Here is a 17263-nt window from a genome sequence, read left to right as displayed (position 1 = left end):
CTTTCATAATTATTTTTAAAGGGTCGCAACAGACATCCTATTTATATGAACAAGTTTACATTAAAAATCGTTACATTATCTTTATTTTTAACTTTAGCTGGGTGTTCATCATCACCTGAAGATATTGAAAAAGTACCAGATAAATCTGCTCAAGCTTTATATCTAGACGCTAGAAATGCGCTTGATAATGGTTTATACCAAAAAGCAATTCCAATTTTATCAGCAATAGATTCACGCTACCCATTTGGTGCTATTTCTCATCAAGTACAGTTAGATCTAATTTACGCTTACTATAAAGCAGGAGACGCTGCGCAAGGTACGGCGCTAGTAGAACGTTTCTTACGCTTAAACCCTAGCCATAAAAATGTCGATTATGTTTATTACATGCGCGCCTTAATTAATCTTTCTTTAGAAGAGAATTTATTCCAAGAAATGGCTGGTATTGACCGAAGTGATCGAGATCCTAAACATGCTCGTTCGGCTTTTGATGACTTTAGAACGATATTAACGGTTTACCCTGACAGTAAATATGCTTCAGATTCGCGCAAACGTATGATTGCTATTAAAAGTCGCTTAGCAGACTATGAATTAGCTGCAGCACGATTCTTTATAGAGCGTAAAGCTTATGCGGCCGCCGCAAATCGCGGTCGTTACATAGTTGAATTCTTTGGGCCAAGTGAGCAGGTTGAAGAAGCGTTAGTGATCATGATTGAGTGCTACGGTATCTTAGGCTTGGATGATTTGAAACGTAATGCTCGTCAAGTGTTAGCTTTAAATTACCCTAATAATCCAGCGGTGAATGGACTGTAAGGGTAAAGGACTAAGAACTAAAGACTGACTATAAAATCCTCTAGTTTATTTATCTCTAAAAAAACGGCGTTCAATTGAACGCCGTTTTTTTTTATGCTGAGAAGACTATTTTAAATAGCTTGTTGGTCTTCTTCACCTGTACGAATACGAACAACTCGCTCGACATTAGTAACAAAAATCTTCCCGTCACCAATTTTTCCTGTTTGTGCAGTCTCAATAATTGTATTTACACAGCGTTCAACATCTTCATCGCTAACCACAATCTCAAGTTTTACTTTAGGTAAAAAATCTACCATATACTCAGCGCCGCGATAAAGTTCAGTATGTCCTTTTTGACGACCAAAACCTTTCACTTCAGATACGGTCATGCCGGTAATATTTTCTTCAGCTAAAGCTTCTCGTACATCATCCATTTTAAATGGCTTAATAATGGCTTCGATTTTTTTCATTATTCTACTGTTCCTATGCAAACAAAAATTATTAATACCAATTTCATTAATAAAGTGTTCTACTTTTTCATGAGGGAAAATGGATAAATACAAGGCATGCAGAATTTATATCATCCATGATAATTCTAAGTTAATTCATCCTTGAATCAAAAATTTAGTTAGTAGTTATTCTTACTAATAAATTTTATAACGCTGTAGTTATTCATTTTAGCCATTAAAAATGAGCAGTTAATTTGTGAACTTGGTATACACCCCATTCTAACCAATATTTATACAATATAAATAGTTTTTAAAGTAAATAAAGACAGAAAATATAAGATAAGTTTACATATTTTAATTTACAACATAGCAAGCCATGAATATCATTGATAAAATGATTTTTTGAATTGTGCTGTAAGGGCCCCATATGAACCGCCAAGCTATCATTAGCGAAATGAAAGTATTAGCAGAAATTGATGCTAAATTTGAAATTACTCGTCGAGTCAATTTTATTAAGCAGCAGTTAGTTAATTCTGGTTTAAAACATTTAATTTTAGGCATAAGTGGTGGTGTTGACTCATCAACATGCGGTCGCTTAGCTCAACTTGCTGTTGATGAACTAAATGAAGAACATGGTGAAGGGTTCAAATTTATCGCAGTGCGTTTACCATATAACGTTCAGGCAGACGAAGATGATGCGCAATTAGCGGTGAAATTCATTCAGCCAAGCCAATGTATCTCCACCAATGTTATGGCAGGTGTCGATGGCATACATCAAGAAGCAGTAAAGATATTAGAAGATAGTGGTTTATTAGCTGCGAATGCACATCGCTTAGATTTTTCTAAAGGCAATGTAAAAGCTCGCACTCGCATGGTGATGCAATATCATTTAGCTGGCATATTAGGTGGTTTAGTTATCGGTACAGACCACAGCGCAGAGAACATTACTGGCTTCTATACTAAATGGGGCGATGGCGCTTGTGACATGGCACCATTATTTGGTTTAAGTAAACGACAAGTTCGTTTACTTGCTAGAACGATGGGCGCACCTGAAAAGCTTATAGTAAAAGCCCCTACTGCAGATTTAGAAGAACTAGATCCAGGTAAAGAAGACGAAGCAGCACTTGGTGTAAGTTATGATGACATTGATAACTTTTTAGAAGGTAGAGAAGTTAGAGAAGAAGTTGCAATTAAGTTAGTGACCATTTTCAACAATACTCAGCATAAGCGTAAACCTATTCCAACTATTTATGATTGATATTTACATGCTCTGAAAAATAAAAAACTGCTTATTAGCAGTTTTTTGTTTTTAGTCTGTTACGGTTTCAAAATAATAATTAATTATTACCAACAAGACGAAGGTCCCTTTAAGCCTTTTGGATTTGAAGCACTAACGGCAAGTGTTAACGACGTACAACCAGTATCCTTAGCTTGCACTCCTTGTGCTGTCGCTGTAATTGTATAAGCGTTACCGCCGGCGCCACTAATAGCCAATGTATAATAGCCATTTTCACTAGTAGCAATACCTTTTACCGTACTGGATCCGCAGTTATTAGCAGCTCCAATTGTACCGCCAAATGTTGCACAACTGCCCCTTAATTTGCTTTGAGACAAAACCAGACCAAGCATTGCACTTTTCGCATCAGACCGTCTCGCTTTCATCATAGAGTCACTAAACGAAGGATAAGCAATACCGGCGATAATGCCGATAATTGCAACCACTATCATTAATTCAATTAAGGTAAAACCGTTATTTTTATTATAAATAAACACTACAAGCCTCATTATTCTTTGTGATAGCAATATTCAAACTAATCAATTCATTGGTGATATTGGTAAACGAAATTGAAGCGACCGTGCCTTTGCTAGACGCACGTATTATTGAGTAATTAGCAGCCTCAATACCATCAGGAATACCAATACACGGTGTATTATTTTTATGCGAACTATTTACATACAAAACGCCTGACCATGGAGTGCCATTAGCCGTTGCGATACAGCTATAAATATTTTTATCACAAGTGACACTGGTACCGTTAGTGACAGTAAAAGTAACAGTAGAAAGCTTGCCGGTTTCTCCATATACCGAACCACCTACAGTAACATCTACAGGTTCAACAACAGGCGGATCAACTTCTGCACCAATACGACAGGTGAAGTTATTAATCACTTGGTCGGCAAATACCTCACTACCAGTAGGGAAGTTTTGTTGATAATCAAGACATTCAAAATCAGTAATAATTGAAGAAAGGTTGATCGCTCCTTCCCAACCATCGCCCCAGTCAAACACATTACAACTGAAGTTTAAGGTATGAGTTGTGTCTGCAACACTTTCATAAGCAAGAGTACAGTTACCAGTACTGTCTGAGGTATTTATAAATATTCCTGCAAGCAAGTCTTCTTCAATTAAATCTATCCCTTTAACCGTTATATCACCGCTTAACTCATATATTTTTAGCGGTGGATCACTAGGATCGTAAGGACAATAATCGTCATATTTGTAACCAAAAGAATCTATTTTAGTTAGGTCCAAATATGTTGAGTTTTGATTTAAACAAAAGAAATCGGTTGGCATTCCGTCAAAACGAGCGCCAGTAACACCGTCAATATCTGCGTCAGATACTCGCATAGCGGTAATACAATCTTGTTCGTTAGAGTTTGAAACCGCGGTAATGACAAAATCATGGCCCGGTTCACCCTCTTCAGGAAGTATTAACGCATCGTTTATGCCGATTGAATAGTAGATAGGAAAACCATCGCTGTCTTCTGTTGGCTTACCACTTTTCCCCTCAACAAAAGCCATACCACGGTACACTCTTCTAACTGCGACCTTGGGTGTTAAATTAGGATCAGTTTCATAAGGGTCACCCATACAACCATCTAGAATTGCGGTTTTATTTTCATTACTTTGAGCTTGCAACAAACCAACATTACCATGCCAGCCCCCACCTAAGTAACAGGTATACTCGTAATATTCAAAAGTTTTATTAGACTCGGTAAATAGTGCTTTCGTAGTATCATTCGTAACAGCTTTAACTTCTTTAGTTGATGAATCGATATAATAACGTTGGCAATAAGCGGCATCGGAGGCGATTACAAAAATATCTTTAATGTCAAAGCTTGTATTATTTTGATCAACATAAATACGTCCAGAGATTTCAGCAAAACCTGTACAAGCCGTACCGGTACGTTCGTTATTAACAATTTCGCAAGCATCCTCAAGTGTCAGCACAACGTCTTTACCCGAAGTTAAACGTAAGTCTCCGTCTCCTCTATCTAGCAAACCAGTACCATCGCCATTGGTATATTTTATAGTTGTATCTGAATCATATTCATCATCGGTTACTTGCCCTTCACCTAGTTTAGCTCGTCCGGTTGCTGAACGAACATAACTCTCACTTTCTTTTATCGTCTCTATATCACCAGAAAGGCTTGGTGAAACCCAAGATAACTGCGTATCCAATGAAACTATTTGCGCGACGCCTTGAGCATCGATCCAACTTACATTTACCGTTATACTCTTCCGTTCGTTAATATCGGCGATGGTTTCTGCACGAGTAAATGAGGCATTGTTACCAACAATAGCAGTAGAGTTCTTATCTGTGCCGACCGCAAAAATTGTATTAAAATCACTTTCAGTTAAACCATCATCAGTATAGTTTCGCAATTGCTCAATTCGTTCTTGCGCTAAAGCCATAGCCTCTGCTTTTAATTTATTTTCATTGCTATCATTTACTAAACTGCTTTGTAAAGAAGCAACCGCTAATAAACCCACGGCCATAATTGCTAAAGCAACTAACACCTCAATTAAGCCAAAGCCTTTCATGTTTTTATTATTCATTTTATAACTCCGTGTCAAAATCAATCCAGCTACCAGCGGTAACAACTGCAGGACCAAGTTCAGTTAAATCTTGTAAAAGACCAGAATTGTACCAAATATCTAAACTGCCAGTTTCTGATGCAGAACCGTTGACCACTACTGCCCCATAATATGCTGCGTTACCTGTCGCCTCCATATTACCCATTACAAACACTAATCCATAAAAGTCAGGGTTCCCTTTAAACGTAGCATTGCCATCGACAATAAGAATACAAGGATCGTCAACTGAACCAATCGTACCTCCATTGGCTGTGACATCACCATCTATCCAAATAACTTCACCTTCTGAGCCATCTGCACATGATCCCCAATTTGCATCATTACACTCTTTAGAAACCATTGTTTCTTTATAAGCTTCAGGTGTTAAGCCAAAAAAGTTAATAAACATTTCATCAGCCGTTAAATTGGCTAAATCAGTATCATGCTCAATAACATCAAGGCCAACTTTTGAACCATCAGAAGATAACACTTGGCTGCAAGGGTTAGTATCTTGAGTATCCATACAACCAGGGTAATTAGGATCGTTAGGGTTGGCGATATAGGTTTTTTTTGCGCCAGACGATTTAAGCTGCACATCACTGCCACTCCAAATGGTACTGTGCCCCTCTAAATTATGCACAGTTCCAGAGCCGTCAAAGTAGACATTACCTTTTGCACTTATCGGGTTATCAGGGGTGTTTACAATAGGGCTGATAAACTGCATTTCAGAGATAACCGTTCGGCTCGCACTACCATCAGTAGCAGTTCCAATAGATGTCACTTTGTAATGATTTAAATCATTCACTACAGTTATTTCAACATCCACCACGGCAAAACCATTAGTAAATTCAACTTCATTTGAATCATTAACACCATCATTATTGGTATCGGTAATACCGCCAACGGTACCATCTTCTTGAAAGTAATCGCCGCTACCAAGCTCGGTAAAAGCAATATTTAATGCCGACTCTGCTGATTCAAACGCATATTTTGCTCTAATATCATTATTCACCAGCTTTTGTTCCAACAAAATTGATCGTGCAAGATATAAAGAAACCAAAGTAATTAAAATTAACAAGATTATCGAAGTGATCAGCACAGCCATGCCTTGTTGTTTTTTCAAGCTTTTCTGATTTATACTGTTTTTATGAAGGATACTCATGCTCTCACCCTCACTACGTCATTTCTTACTCGTACAGTTTGTTTAATTTTTGCCGTCACTTCAGAGTCACTTTTTAATCGCCCCGTTAAAGTAATCAGTATTTCCCGGGTTTCAACCGTTATATGACCGGCAGTAGGGGCAACTGTATAACAATCTTTTTCACCAACATCATCAACAGTGGAATCAGCATCAGAAGCTGAGTCAAAACCATCAGGCTCAGATGAATTAACACAAGCAGACTCTGCAGGATTAAAGGTTAAGGAGGTTATTTCGATTAAATCGGGATCGCTCAATGGAAACCAAGTCCCACCCGAGCAAGTAATCGCTGGAACTTGCGCCGAATTAACCGCCATCTCAACAGTACCGTCACTTCGGCTAAATCGAAAGCCAAAATATTCTACGTCGCCAGCAGCATCGACACTACCATCACCATTTTTATCATAAGAAAATAACAGGCAATAGCCATCAGTATTAGTATTTTCATCAACACTAGCAGTGGCATTGGAAAAAATAGTAAGCAATGTATCATTATCAACATTGAATGGATTATCTGCAGAAGGCAAAGCATCGGGGTTACCCCAAAAACCAGCTCTGCGTACATCATTTACCATTATCGACATCATGGTCATTAATTGAGTGTTTAATTTGGTTGATTTTAATGTTTCAGATGAGCTGACAATAACTGCCAGATAAACGTAAATAACTCCAGAGAGTACAATTAAGCCAAAGACCATACTTAATAATAATTCAATTAAGGTAAAACCTTTGCTAGATGATAACGGTTTAATATTTTTAAACATTAGCTGCATCCCTCATAATCACTAATATCGTCAGAGCAAATCTTTATCGTGCCAATTATAGAAAGTCTTATTTGTACATCCTTGCCCAATTCAGACGTTAATGTGTAATAGCGGTAGCCACCTACATCTGTTGTGCCTCTGGTAGGGTCAAATTTTATTTCGTCAGTAGTAGAACCGCTATATGATCTCTTAATGCTGATTTCATCAAAGTCGAGGCCTGATATTCGATGCATCACGGCATCATCTTCGGCATTATAATCACCATCGCCATCATCGACGGTCAACACACAAGCGTTAGCATCGGTATTTACTGTAATTAAAGGGTTGCAAAAAGCATCTTCACTCATGCCAAAAGCCCAATTTTTTGAACGTAATGTGGTAGCTTTCCAATAAATTGTTTTTGATCGACTTAAAGATTCACTACGAGCTTGTTGCAGGGATGAATAAAGTTGCTCTGTGGCACTGATCAGTTTGCGTTTGTCAAAAGAGTCTAAAAAGCTAGGACCAGCCACGCCAGCTAGAATACTCAAAATGAGTATGGTGATAAGAATTTCTATTAATGTTAAACCGCTTATTTTTTTCATTGTTTCAATACCCCTGCCAAAGCATTTAGCTTTGGTAGCGCTTCCTTTGTATCGCAACGTAATATCCTATAATGTGCTTTGTTATTTTTTTAATGTAATTGCTTGTATCTTAAAAAATCATCATCCATTTTAGTTTATCTAAATTTGATAACCTTTTTGTACTTATAACTAAATTTAGCACTAAATGCGCAAAACTACTATTTTTTAGCCATAAATTATTAATCCTTTTTAGTTTTTTAGCGTTTCTAAATAGCTGAAAGCCGCGTTAAAAGTAAGCAATCGTAAAGAAAAATTAGATAAAATGAAGATTATCTACTATTAATTATTAGTGAATTTAAAAACAAGGATGTGATTAAATGACGAACTCTACAAACTCAGCCGTAAAAAACCTTTCATTTTTTAAATGCCCTATGCCTTTTTTACCTATAGCCAAGAACAATGGTTTTTCATTGATGGAAGTATTGATCAGTATGATTATTATTTCATTTGGGATGTTAGGTTTAGCAAAATTGCAACTCAATGCCATGGTAGAAGTACAAAGCGCTAGCTATGCAAATAAAGCCGCTAGCTTTGCTCAGCAAATGACAGAAATGATTGCTGCAAACCCAAGTGCTTTAAATAGTTATCAACTTTCTTCCAATCAACAAATTACTGTACTCACTGATTGTCGGTCAAATAGCTGTACAAGCTCACAATTGGCCAAGCACGATATTAGCTTGTGGCAAGTTAATATTGCTAAATCATTACCATCAGGACAAGCAGAGGTTGTGATAAGTGAAAATCAGGCAAAAGTTATTGTTCGTTGGGATCAAAATCGTAATGGCTCTACAGGTTTAAATTGCCCGCAGAAAAGCAGTAGCGATTTAGAATGCGCAACATTAACCCGCACTATTAGATGAACTATGGGTATTTATCACTTTTATAAATATCGTGGGTTTACTCTCATCGAAGTAATGATTTCTCTAACCTTAGGGCTGTTCTTATTAACGTTGAGTATGCAAAGTTTAATCGCAATGAACAAGAGCTTTGCTTTGATTAAAAGCAGTTCACGAATGCAAGAAACCGCGCGCTTTACTTTTGCATTACTTGAAAATGATATTAAGCAAAGTCGCTACTGGGCAAATGCATTAGCGTTTTCCAACTTTACTGGCAGTGCATCATTAACCGATATCAACAACACGAGTTGTTTAGAGGGAGGTACTTCTTGGGGACGACAATTAAAACAAACTATTTTTGCCGTAAATAACTCGGCGAATACTTATGCATGTGTCAATAATGATAGCTACTTGCAAGGAGATATATTAACCCTTAGATATGCCAATACTCAGCCACTTTCCAGCTATGATAATGAACAAATTTATGTAAGAAGCTTAAGCAACCAGCATAGATTATTTATTGGCAAAGATAGAGGCTTAGCAATGAACAACGATTTACCTTCACCAATAAGCCAGTTAATTATTGCTCATAGTTTTTTTATCGCAGATAGCTCTCGCACCTGCAAAGGTAAATTGATCCCGGCACTGTTTTGGCAAACCCTAGTAAACGGCCGCCCACAGAAAGAAGAGTTATTAGCGGGAGTTGAACACCTACAAATTCAATTTACAATCGATGCAGATATTGATGGCAAAGCGGACAAGTATGTAAACCCTGATCAAATAACTAACTGGCAGTTGGTACATAGTGTGAAAGTTGATTTATTAGTTAGGAGTGATTGTCCTGACGCTAGCCATTTAGATAATAAAACTTACCAACTCGCTGATGTTAGTTATCAAGTAAATGATCATTTCTATCGACAACAATATCAATATACGTTTAATTATCGCTGATTAAATTCAACATTAGTAAAAGGAATTATTAATGAACATACATATTCATTTACTCCCTAAATGCCAAGGTTTAGTGCTAGCAACAAATTTACTTATGCTGCTGCTAGTGACTTTAATTGCGACCACGTTATTTAAAAATGCCCTCAATCAAAGCAAAATGGCAAACCATTATCAGCGCCAATTACTCATTAAAAATAACGCTGAACAAGTAGTAGTTGATGCCAAGCTTCATATTAAAAATTTGCTCGATACAAATACTGAATTAAATCTAAACAGTAAAGGCTATTACGCGACTGATATTGCCTTATTTAATAGTGACATTAATTGGCAAGATACCAACAGTGTTTTGGCCAGTGCAAATAACAGTAAATTTGTGGTGATTTATTTGGGCATACAAGCCAAGTTAACCCAACCAAGCCAGGGGGTAGACCATCACTTATTTAAAGTTCTTATTTATAGCCAGTTAAACTACGGCTCTGAATATGAGCTACACCGATTTATTGCAATTCCAGTTGCCTCTGCCTCAACCTCAGAATAAGGACATTTAATGAAAAGTTACTGCAAGCAAGGGCTTGGTTTCACTTTACTGGAACTAATGATCACATTAGCTATTATTGGAATTTTAACTAGCATTGCTCATGCAAGCTTTAAAAGTTATGTGCTCAAAGCAAGACGAATTGATGCCACTGAAACATTAATGAAGTTGGCAATTGCTCAAGAAAAGTTTTATAACCAACACATGCATTACTCTACAGATATAAGCTCAGCAACAGGGCTGAATCATCAATCATCTTTAAGCAGTGAAGGCTTTTATCAGTTGAGCGTTGAAATAAAAACTTATGTAGATGATGGCCAAGATAGCTTTGTTTTAACGGCAAAAGCAATAAACAGCCAAGCCAAAGATGAAGATTGCATGAGCTTTGCACTAAACAACTTAACAGAGCGTAAAGCTATGAATAACCAAGGTGTTGAAAATAATGCATGTTGGTAAATATTTACGAGGCTTTTAATTGGCTGTTAATTAATTGAGTTAACTAGCAACTTACCTCATCACCGGCAGCATCTTCATGAATACCATTTCCGTCGCTGTCGGTTGAAAGCCGAATACGACCTGAGCGAGTAACAATAAGTGCCCTATTATATTTTAACGATGGATCATCAGAGCAAACTCTTAACGTACCATTTTGATTCCAGGTAAAGCCATTCTGCTGAAATTGGATATAATTTCTATTTTGAAATGCACGCCAGGTAAGTACTTGTTGTTTGTTAGACGCTTCGACAACTTCTAATATCACTTCATTATTATCTTTGCGATGGTCCCTATTATTGTCGATAAAGAGTATCGCACCTTCATGCCAATATTTTCCACAGCTAAAGCCATTACCACTTGGACAAAGCGTTATAATATTGCCACTAGTAATTGCTGCTTGCCGAGCATGGTTTAATACAAGTAACCATTTATCTACCTCTGTTTTTATATGGTAGCGCTGTATTAAGTCGTTGTAGCTGGGCATACCGATGGTAAATAATGATGACATGATCGCAATAGTGACCATAAGTTCGATAAGAGAAAAACCGTTTTTTTTGCGATGTAAATAGTGAACGTGCGATGAGATATTAATCATATTAGCCTCCTTGCTTTAATGATTAATTAAGTATAGTGCAGATACCGTACGTTGTTATGTTTTAATAGATATAATTGTATGCGAAACAGAGATCCTGAATAGAGCCTGGATAGATCCTGAAATGAGTTCAGGACTGCGCTCTGGCTTCGGTTTGGGACTGCGCTCTGGCTTCGGTTTGGGACTACGCTCTGGCTTCGGTCATCTAAGTTCGGCAGGTACAGCAAATACTGTTGTTTCTTCTCGACCAGGGTTTTCAATAACCACTTTACCACCGAAAGCTTTCAGCTTTTCAACAACCTGAGCAACAAGTACTTCTGGTGCTGATGCTCCAGCAGTTACTCCGATTTTTTCTATGCCTGTTAGCCAGTTTTCTTCAATATCGTCAGCGCCATCTATTAGGTATGAGGTAGTGCCTAATTTTTCTGATAGTTCTCGTAAACGATTTGAATTTGAACTATTCTTCGCACCAACCACTAATAGCAACTCAGCTTTATTTGCCATAGAACGCACTGCGTCTTGACGGTTTTGCGTTGCATAACAAATATCGTCTTTACGTGGGCCGGCAATATTAGGAAACTTTGCACGAAGGGCATCAACTACTTCAGATGTATCATCTACAGATAACGTAGTTTGCGAGCAATAAAATAAAACATCAGAATTTTTAACTTCTAGATTAGTTACGTCTTCAACAGACTCAACTAAATAAATACCGCCAACCTCAGATTCGTATTGGCCCATAGTGCCTTCTACTTCAGGATGTCCAGCATGGCCAATTAAAATACATTCATGGTTTTTACGAGAAGCTCGAGTAACTTCCATATGAACTTTGGTTACTAACGGGCAAGTGGCATCAAATACTTTTAAACCACGGTCTTTAGCATTTTGACGTACAGCTTTTGACACACCATGGGCAGAAAATATAACCGTCATATCATCTGGCACTTCGTTAAGTGACTCTACAAATACAGCACCACGATTTTTTAAACCGTCAACAACAAACTTGTTATGCACTACTTCATGGCGAACATAAATAGGCGCATCAAATAAATCAAGCGCTCTATCAACAATACTAATTGCTCTATCAACGCCAGCACAAAAGCCGCGAGGGTTTGCTAATATAATTTCCATCAGATATTTCTTAAATGTTTATAAAATGTCGACAACATCAACAGCAAAGGTAATTTCTTGGCCAGCTAATGGATGATTAAAGTCTACCGTTACCGATAAATCATTCACTTCACGAATGATGCCAGGTATCTCACCTCCGGGCTGGGTAAAAGTTACAATACTACCAACTTCAGCAGGTGTATCACTATTAAATTTTTGACGATCTAAATAATGAATATTTTCAGGGTTAACATCACCAAAAGCATCTTTTGCTGCTAAGGTGAATTCTTTTGAATCACCTTGGCTCAGGCCAATTAATTGCTGTTCAAATGCAGGAGATAAACTTTGATCCCCCATATTAACTTTAGCAGGTTTATTGTTAACTTTAGTGCTATCAGCAGCTGAACCGTCTGAAAGTTTCATGGTGATATGCATTAAAATGCTTGAATCAGCTACAATTGTTGACATGCTTTTTTTCTCATCTGACATACTACTTTACTCCAGAATCTTTAGTTTTAGACTCTTGTTTTGTGTCACTTTGTTTGGCACTGTTTGCGCTATCGCGAAAGGCATCTAATATCATTAGACCAGCACCAACAAATATGGCTGAGTCAGCAACATTAAAAGCAGGCCAGTGCTTATTACCTACATAAAAATCTAGAAAATCGATAACATAACCAAACATCATTCGGTCAATTAAGTTACCCACTGCGCCACTTAAAATTAACGCAAATGAAATCGCGATAAGTTTGTCTTGTTTTGGGGTTTTAGCCATCCATACAACAAGGAATATACTTACCACGCCAGCAATTGCAGTAAAGAACCATCGTTGCCAGCCACCTTGATCAGCTAAAAAGCTAAACGCAGCGCCAGGATTATGGACATAAGTTAAGTTAAAAAACGGCATAACTTTGATCGATTCACGATAGTCCATCAAAGCAACGACAGATTGTTTGGTTACTTGATCGATAATTAACATGATCAGAGCTAACCATAGCCAACGCAAGCCAGTATTAGTAAATAATAATTTTGCAGACATACAACTTTAAAACCTTAAACAACTGCGCGCTATTTATACGCCAAAATTAATGGCGCCTATAAAAGCCCGCAGTAAATTAATTATTAAGCAAACTGGCGTGTTTCGCCTTCACCGTCAATATTAGTAATACAACGACCACACAAATCACTGTGTGTTTCGTTTTGCCCAACATCAAGAGTGTAATGCCAACAACGCTCACATTTAGTGCCTGACGACGCGGTAATCGCTACCCATAAACCATTAACTTCTGTAGCTACGCTACCTTCTGGTTGTTCAGCAGCAACTACAACGTTCGCAGCTGATGTGATTAAAGCAAAGCGCAATTCATCACCAACAGTCAATAACTTATCAGCCAACTCTTGCGTAGCAAATAAAGTAACGTTTGCTTGCAACGTTGCACCAACAATTTCGTCTCGACGAGCTTGCTCTAACGCTTTGTTAACTTCAGTACGAACATCTAATAAACTAGACCAGTAGTCGTTGTTTAATGGTGCATCTTCGGCAAGTTTTGTTAACCCTTCAAACCAAGCACCGGTAAACACGAATTCATCACGTTCACCAGGTAGGGTTGCCCAAATTTCTTGTGCGGTAAATGACAAGATAGGCGCCATCCAGCGAACCATAGCTTCTGCAATAAGGTATAAAGCAGTTTGACATGAGCGACGAGCAATACCATCGCTTTTCGCGGTGTACTGTCTGTCTTTAATTATATCTAAGTAAAAACCGCCTAACTCAGAAATACAGAAATTCATGATTTTTTGAACTACAGTGTGGAATTCATAGTTATCGTAAGCAGCGATGATTTCTTCTTGTAAGTCGGCAGCTTTACCAACAACCCAACGATCTAATGCCACCATATCTTCTAGAGCAACTGAATGCTTACTTGGTTCAAAACCATTGATATTTGACAATAAGAAACGAGAAGTATTACGAATACGACGATAAGCATCTGCTTGACGCTTAAAAATTTCATCAGATACAGTGATTTCTTGAGTGTAGTTAACTGAAGCAACCCATAAACGTAAGATGTCAGCACCAAGCTTACCAGTGATCTCTTTTGGCATTACCACGTTGCCTAAAGACTTAGACATTTTATGGCCTTTAACATCAACGGTAAAACCGTGCGTTAATACCTCGTTGTATGGCGCTTTACCATTCATAGCAACCGAAGATATCATCGATGACATGAACCAACCACGATGTTGATCACTGCCTTCTAGGTATAAGTCGGCAGAGGCATCAAATTCTTCACGGGCATTAACAACTGAGTAGTGTGAAACGCCTGAGTCAAACCATACATCTAATGTATCAGGAACTTTAACGTACTCTTCTGCGTCATCACCAATTAATTCGTGTGCGTCTAAATCAAACCAAGCTTGAATGCCCTCTTGTTCAACTTTTAAGGCAACTTGCTCAAGTAATTCAATAGCTTTTGGATGTAAAGCACCTGTGTCTTTATGAACAAATAAAGCAATTGGTACGCCCCAAGTACGTTGACGAGATATACACCAGTCTGGACGACCTTCCACCATTTTCTGAATACGGCTTTGGCCCCAATCTGGGATCCATTTAGTTTTCTCAATTTCTTTTAACGACTCTTCACGTAAACCTTTTTGATCCATGCTGATAAACCACTGCGGTGTAGCACGGAAAATAATAGGTGTTTTGTGTCTCCAGCAATGTGGGTAAGAGTGCTCGTAAGCATGATGATGCATTAAAGAGCCGTGCTCTTTTAATATTTCTACAACACTGTCGTTGGCTTTAAACACATGCTGACCAGCAAGTAATGGAGTATCAGGTAAGTAAACACCATTTGCACCAACAGGGTTAGCAACCTCTAAATTATAAGTACGACCAACATTGAAATCGTCTACACCATGACCAGGTGCAGTATGTACACAACCAGTACCAGAATCAGTAGTAACATGATCGCCTAAAATAACTGGCACAGTAAAATCATAAAACGGATGATTTACTTGAATATTTTCTAATGCACTACCATCACAAAAGCCTAGTGCATGGTATTTATCAATACCAAAACGATCCATACAATCCGCAACTAAGTCTGTTCCTAAGATCAAACGTTGTGGACCATGCTCACTTTCAACTTGTACAAGGGTGTATTGTAATTCAGGGTGAACTGATACCGCACGGTTGGCTGGTAATGTCCAAGGAGTAGTAGTCCAAATAACAATTGAAATTTGTCCTTCACCTTTGTGCCCTTCAGGGTGTGAAAATAAATCAGCAACGCTATCTTGTGCAGTAAATTTAACATCAATAGCAGGAGAGAACTTATCTTGGTATTCAACTTCAGCTTCAGCAAGCGCAGATGCACAATCTGTACACCAATGCACAGGTTTAAAGCCCTGATGTAAATGACCGTTTTCAGTAATCTTACCTAAAGCGCGAATGATATTAGCTTCAGTTTTAAAATCCATGGTTAAATAAGGATTATCCCAATCAGCAAACACACCCAAACGTTTAAAATCTTCGCGTTGGCCGTCAACTTGCTTTTGTGCATATTCACGACATTTTTGACGAAATTCAGCTGAGTTAAGTTTCTTACCTGGCTTACCCCATTTTTTTTCTACCACTAATTCAATTGGTAAACCATGACAATCCCAACCAGGAATATAAGGTGAGTTAAAATCAGATAGCGTTTTAGCTTTAACAATAACGTCTTTTAAAATTTTATTTACTGCGTGACCTAAATGAATATTACCGTTTGCATACGGAGGGCCATCATGCAAAATAAATGATTTTTTGCCTTTCTTTGCCGCGCGAATTTGACCGTATAAATCTTTATCGGCCCATTCTTTTAGCATTTTTGGTTCACGTTGAGGTAAACCACCACGCATTGGAAACGCAGTTTCTGGTAAATTTAAAGTATGTTTATAATCACTCATTAAAATCTTTATCCGTTAATATTACTTATTCAGGTTAGCAATATAATTGCGAGCCTGTTCACTATCTTTGGCAATTTGCGCAGTTAACTCATCTAAAGAGGCAAAGCGCTGTTCGGCGCGTAATTTCTTTAATAATGCCACTTCAATTTGTTGACCATACAAGTCGTTGTTAAAATCGAAAATATGAACTTCAAGTTGTTGTCTTATACCGTTAACCGTTGGTCTTGAACCAATATTGGCAACGCCATAAACACTTTTACCTAAAGCTTTTGCTTTCACTACATATACACCAGCAACTGGTGATACACAGCGTTTTAATAATACGTTTGCGGTAGGAAAACCAAGGTTCCTACCTTGTTTATCGCCATGTACTACACGGCCAATAATACTATATTCTCGGCCAAGCATAAGCTCGGCGTCATGTAATTCATCTTGCTGTAGTGCTCGGCGAATTTCAGTACTAGAAATTCGACACTCCAACATTTTATAACTTTTGGTGTCAGTTACATCAAAGCCAAACTTTACACCAGCGCTTTTAAGCATAGAGAAATCGCCTAAACGATTTTTACCAAACCGAAAATCATCGCCGATAATTAAATGCTTTACGCCAAGTTTATTAACCAATAAATCTTCAATAAACTGTTCGGCACTTTGACTGGCAAATTCATGATTGAAGTTGACACAAATTAACCGCTGTACACCTAACGTTTTCAGTAGCGTATATTTATCACGTAAACGGCTAAGCCTGGCAGGCGCCATTTGTGGATTAAATAACTCTTGTGGTTGTGGCTCAAATACTAATACCGCAGGGATCAAATTTAGCTGCTGCGCTTTTTCAACGAGAGCTTTAACCACTCTTTGATGCCCTAAATGCACGCCATCAAAATTACCAATTGTTAATACACAACCATTATGCGCGTCGCGAATATTGTGTATACCTCTAACTAGTTGCATTTATTGTATTAGTCCATTACTCAAAAAAGAGTTTATTTGCTTATTGAAAAACTGACGAATTATATCTCAGTGTGAGTTAATAATCAGCACTTAAGGTAAAGATAGTTAGGAATTAATGGTTATTTTTCTAAACTTTTTTACGAGAAGGTTAAATTTGTTAACT

General features: G+C 37.8%; 18 protein-coding genes. 6 read left to right on the top strand and 12 right to left on the bottom strand.

The features are described from left to right. Positions 1-45: 45 nt before the first annotated feature. Complete coding sequence (locus RGQ13_RS05005; RefSeq protein ID WP_348392467.1) at positions 46-810, top strand: outer membrane protein assembly factor BamD; 765 nt, start codon at positions 46-48, stop codon at positions 808-810. 110 nt (positions 811-920) lie between these two features. Here the strand turns inward: RGQ13_RS05005 and glnB are convergent, their stop codons facing one another. Next, a complete protein-coding gene (glnB, locus tag RGQ13_RS05000; protein WP_348392466.1) occupies positions 921-1259 on the bottom strand; it encodes a nitrogen regulatory protein P-II in 339 nt (112 codons plus the stop codon). Between the two features lie 406 nt (positions 1260-1665). Between glnB and nadE the strand changes: the two genes are divergently transcribed. Further along, the gene (gene nadE, locus RGQ13_RS04995; RefSeq protein ID WP_348392465.1) at positions 1666-2496 is read left to right on the top strand and encodes an ammonia-dependent NAD(+) synthetase; all 831 of its coding nucleotides are present in this window, start codon (positions 1666-1668) and stop codon (positions 2494-2496) included. A gap of 86 nt (positions 2497-2582) precedes the next feature. On the opposite strand, the gene RGQ13_RS04990 is transcribed toward nadE, so the two are convergent. Genes RGQ13_RS04990 through RGQ13_RS04970 form a run of 5 tightly spaced genes read right to left on the bottom strand, consistent with a single transcriptional unit; the run spans position 2583 to position 7643 of the window. Then, positions 2583-3011, bottom strand: a complete 429-nt coding sequence (locus RGQ13_RS04990) for a type IV pilin protein (protein ID WP_348392464.1) — start codon at positions 3009-3011, stop codon at positions 2583-2585. Then, on the bottom strand, positions 2998-5079 hold the full coding sequence (locus tag RGQ13_RS04985) for a prepilin-type N-terminal cleavage/methylation domain-containing protein (protein WP_348392463.1): 2082 nt from the start codon (positions 5077-5079) through the stop codon (positions 2998-3000). Before RGQ13_RS04985 ends, RGQ13_RS04990 begins: the two co-directional genes overlap by 14 nt. Position 5080: 1 nt before the next feature. After that, the gene (locus tag RGQ13_RS04980) at positions 5081-6259 is read right to left on the bottom strand and encodes a PilX N-terminal domain-containing pilus assembly protein (protein ID WP_348392462.1); all 1179 of its coding nucleotides are present in this window, start codon (positions 6257-6259) and stop codon (positions 5081-5083) included. Continuing rightward, positions 6256-7059, bottom strand: a complete 804-nt coding sequence (locus RGQ13_RS04975) for a PilW family protein (protein ID WP_348392461.1) — start codon at positions 7057-7059, stop codon at positions 6256-6258. The genes RGQ13_RS04980 and RGQ13_RS04975 overlap by 4 nt, the downstream gene beginning before the upstream one ends. Continuing rightward, a complete protein-coding gene (locus RGQ13_RS04970; protein ID WP_348392460.1) occupies positions 7059-7643 on the bottom strand; it encodes a GspH/FimT family pseudopilin in 585 nt (194 codons plus the stop codon). Before RGQ13_RS04970 ends, RGQ13_RS04975 begins: the two co-directional genes overlap by 1 nt. Before the next feature lie 356 nt (positions 7644-7999). On the opposite strand from RGQ13_RS04970, the gene pilV reads away from it, so the two are divergent. The 4 genes from pilV to RGQ13_RS04950 are packed head-to-tail and all read left to right on the top strand — an operon-like array spanning position 8000 to position 10460. Next, complete coding sequence (pilV, locus tag RGQ13_RS04965) at positions 8000-8542, top strand: type IV pilus modification protein PilV (RefSeq protein ID WP_348392459.1); 543 nt, start codon at positions 8000-8002, stop codon at positions 8540-8542. A 3-nt stretch (positions 8543-8545) separates the two neighbouring features. After that, a complete protein-coding gene (locus tag RGQ13_RS04960; protein WP_348392458.1) occupies positions 8546-9469 on the top strand; it encodes a PilW family protein in 924 nt (307 codons plus the stop codon). 31 nt (positions 9470-9500) lie between these two features. Continuing rightward, a complete protein-coding gene (locus RGQ13_RS04955) occupies positions 9501-10007 on the top strand; it encodes a hypothetical protein (RefSeq protein ID WP_348392457.1) in 507 nt (168 codons plus the stop codon). A 9-nt stretch (positions 10008-10016) separates the two neighbouring features. Beyond that, positions 10017-10460, top strand: coding sequence for a type IV pilin protein (locus RGQ13_RS04950; RefSeq protein ID WP_348392456.1), 444 nt, complete (start codon positions 10017-10019; stop codon positions 10458-10460). Between the two features lie 43 nt (positions 10461-10503). Here RGQ13_RS04950 and RGQ13_RS04945 read toward each other — a convergent pair whose 3' ends face one another. From RGQ13_RS04945 to ribF, 6 genes are all read right to left on the bottom strand, one after another. Continuing rightward, entirely contained in the window at positions 10504-11094 is a 591-nt protein-coding gene (locus RGQ13_RS04945; RefSeq protein ID WP_348392455.1) for a GspH/FimT family pseudopilin, read from the bottom strand. Positions 11095-11292: 198 nt separating this feature from the next. Next, positions 11293-12222, bottom strand: coding sequence for a 4-hydroxy-3-methylbut-2-enyl diphosphate reductase (ispH, locus tag RGQ13_RS04940; protein ID WP_348392454.1), 930 nt, complete (start codon positions 12220-12222; stop codon positions 11293-11295). Between the two features lie 18 nt (positions 12223-12240). Further along, positions 12241-12669, bottom strand: coding sequence for an FKBP-type peptidyl-prolyl cis-trans isomerase (fkpB, locus tag RGQ13_RS04935; protein ID WP_348392453.1), 429 nt, complete (start codon positions 12667-12669; stop codon positions 12241-12243). A 22-nt stretch (positions 12670-12691) separates the two neighbouring features. Beyond that, complete coding sequence (gene lspA, locus RGQ13_RS04930; RefSeq protein ID WP_348392452.1) at positions 12692-13240, bottom strand: signal peptidase II; 549 nt, start codon at positions 13238-13240, stop codon at positions 12692-12694. Positions 13241-13323: 83 nt separating this feature from the next. Then, on the bottom strand, positions 13324-16146 hold the full coding sequence (gene ileS, locus RGQ13_RS04925) for an isoleucine--tRNA ligase (RefSeq protein WP_348392451.1): 2823 nt from the start codon (positions 16144-16146) through the stop codon (positions 13324-13326). 21 nt (positions 16147-16167) lie between these two features. Beyond that, positions 16168-17100: a bifunctional riboflavin kinase/FAD synthetase gene (ribF, locus tag RGQ13_RS04920; RefSeq protein ID WP_348392450.1), complete on the bottom strand. Its 933-nt coding sequence runs from the start codon at positions 17098-17100 to the stop codon at positions 16168-16170. Positions 17101-17263: the final 163 nt, after the last annotated feature.

It is taken from the genome of Thalassotalea psychrophila (assembly GCF_031583595.1).
Classification (GTDB): domain Bacteria; phylum Pseudomonadota; class Gammaproteobacteria; order Enterobacterales; family Alteromonadaceae; genus Thalassotalea_A; species Thalassotalea_A psychrophila.
The sequence above is the reverse complement of the archived record's forward strand: the minus strand, read 5'-3'. Positions and strand labels throughout refer to the sequence as shown.

What these genes read in the sequence shown, in the direction of transcription:
- RGQ13_RS05005 (WP_348392467.1), top strand. Translation starts at nt 46, where the DNA reads ATGAACAAGTTTACATTAAAAATCGTTACATTATCTTTATTTTTAACT.
- glnB (WP_348392466.1), bottom strand. Translation starts at nt 1,259, where the DNA reads ATGAAAAAAATCGAAGCCATTATTAAGCCATTTAAAATGGATGATGTA.
- nadE (WP_348392465.1), top strand. Translation starts at nt 1,666, where the DNA reads ATGAACCGCCAAGCTATCATTAGCGAAATGAAAGTATTAGCAGAAATT.
- RGQ13_RS04985 (WP_348392463.1), bottom strand. Translation starts at nt 5,079, where the DNA reads ATGAATAATAAAAACATGAAAGGCTTTGGCTTAATTGAGGTGTTAGTT.
- RGQ13_RS04980 (WP_348392462.1), bottom strand. Translation starts at nt 6,259, where the DNA reads ATGAGTATCCTTCATAAAAACAGTATAAATCAGAAAAGCTTGAAAAAA.
- RGQ13_RS04975 (WP_348392461.1), bottom strand. Translation starts at nt 7,059, where the DNA reads ATGTTTAAAAATATTAAACCGTTATCATCTAGCAAAGGTTTTACCTTA.
- RGQ13_RS04970 (WP_348392460.1), bottom strand. Translation starts at nt 7,643, where the DNA reads ATGAAAAAAATAAGCGGTTTAACATTAATAGAAATTCTTATCACCATA.
- pilV (WP_348392459.1), top strand. Translation starts at nt 8,000, where the DNA reads ATGACGAACTCTACAAACTCAGCCGTAAAAAACCTTTCATTTTTTAAA.
- RGQ13_RS04960 (WP_348392458.1), top strand. Translation starts at nt 8,546, where the DNA reads ATGGGTATTTATCACTTTTATAAATATCGTGGGTTTACTCTCATCGAA.
- RGQ13_RS04955 (WP_348392457.1), top strand. Translation starts at nt 9,501, where the DNA reads ATGAACATACATATTCATTTACTCCCTAAATGCCAAGGTTTAGTGCTA.
- RGQ13_RS04950 (WP_348392456.1), top strand. Translation starts at nt 10,017, where the DNA reads ATGAAAAGTTACTGCAAGCAAGGGCTTGGTTTCACTTTACTGGAACTA.
- RGQ13_RS04945 (WP_348392455.1), bottom strand. Translation starts at nt 11,094, where the DNA reads ATGATTAATATCTCATCGCACGTTCACTATTTACATCGCAAAAAAAAC.
- ispH (WP_348392454.1), bottom strand. Translation starts at nt 12,222, where the DNA reads ATGGAAATTATATTAGCAAACCCTCGCGGCTTTTGTGCTGGCGTTGAT.
- fkpB (WP_348392453.1), bottom strand. Translation starts at nt 12,669, where the DNA reads ATGTCAACAATTGTAGCTGATTCAAGCATTTTAATGCATATCACCATG.
- lspA (WP_348392452.1), bottom strand. Translation starts at nt 13,240, where the DNA reads ATGTCTGCAAAATTATTATTTACTAATACTGGCTTGCGTTGGCTATGG.
- ileS (WP_348392451.1), bottom strand. Translation starts at nt 16,146, where the DNA reads ATGAGTGATTATAAACATACTTTAAATTTACCAGAAACTGCGTTTCCA.
- ribF (WP_348392450.1), bottom strand. Translation starts at nt 17,100, where the DNA reads ATGCAACTAGTTAGAGGTATACACAATATTCGCGACGCGCATAATGGT.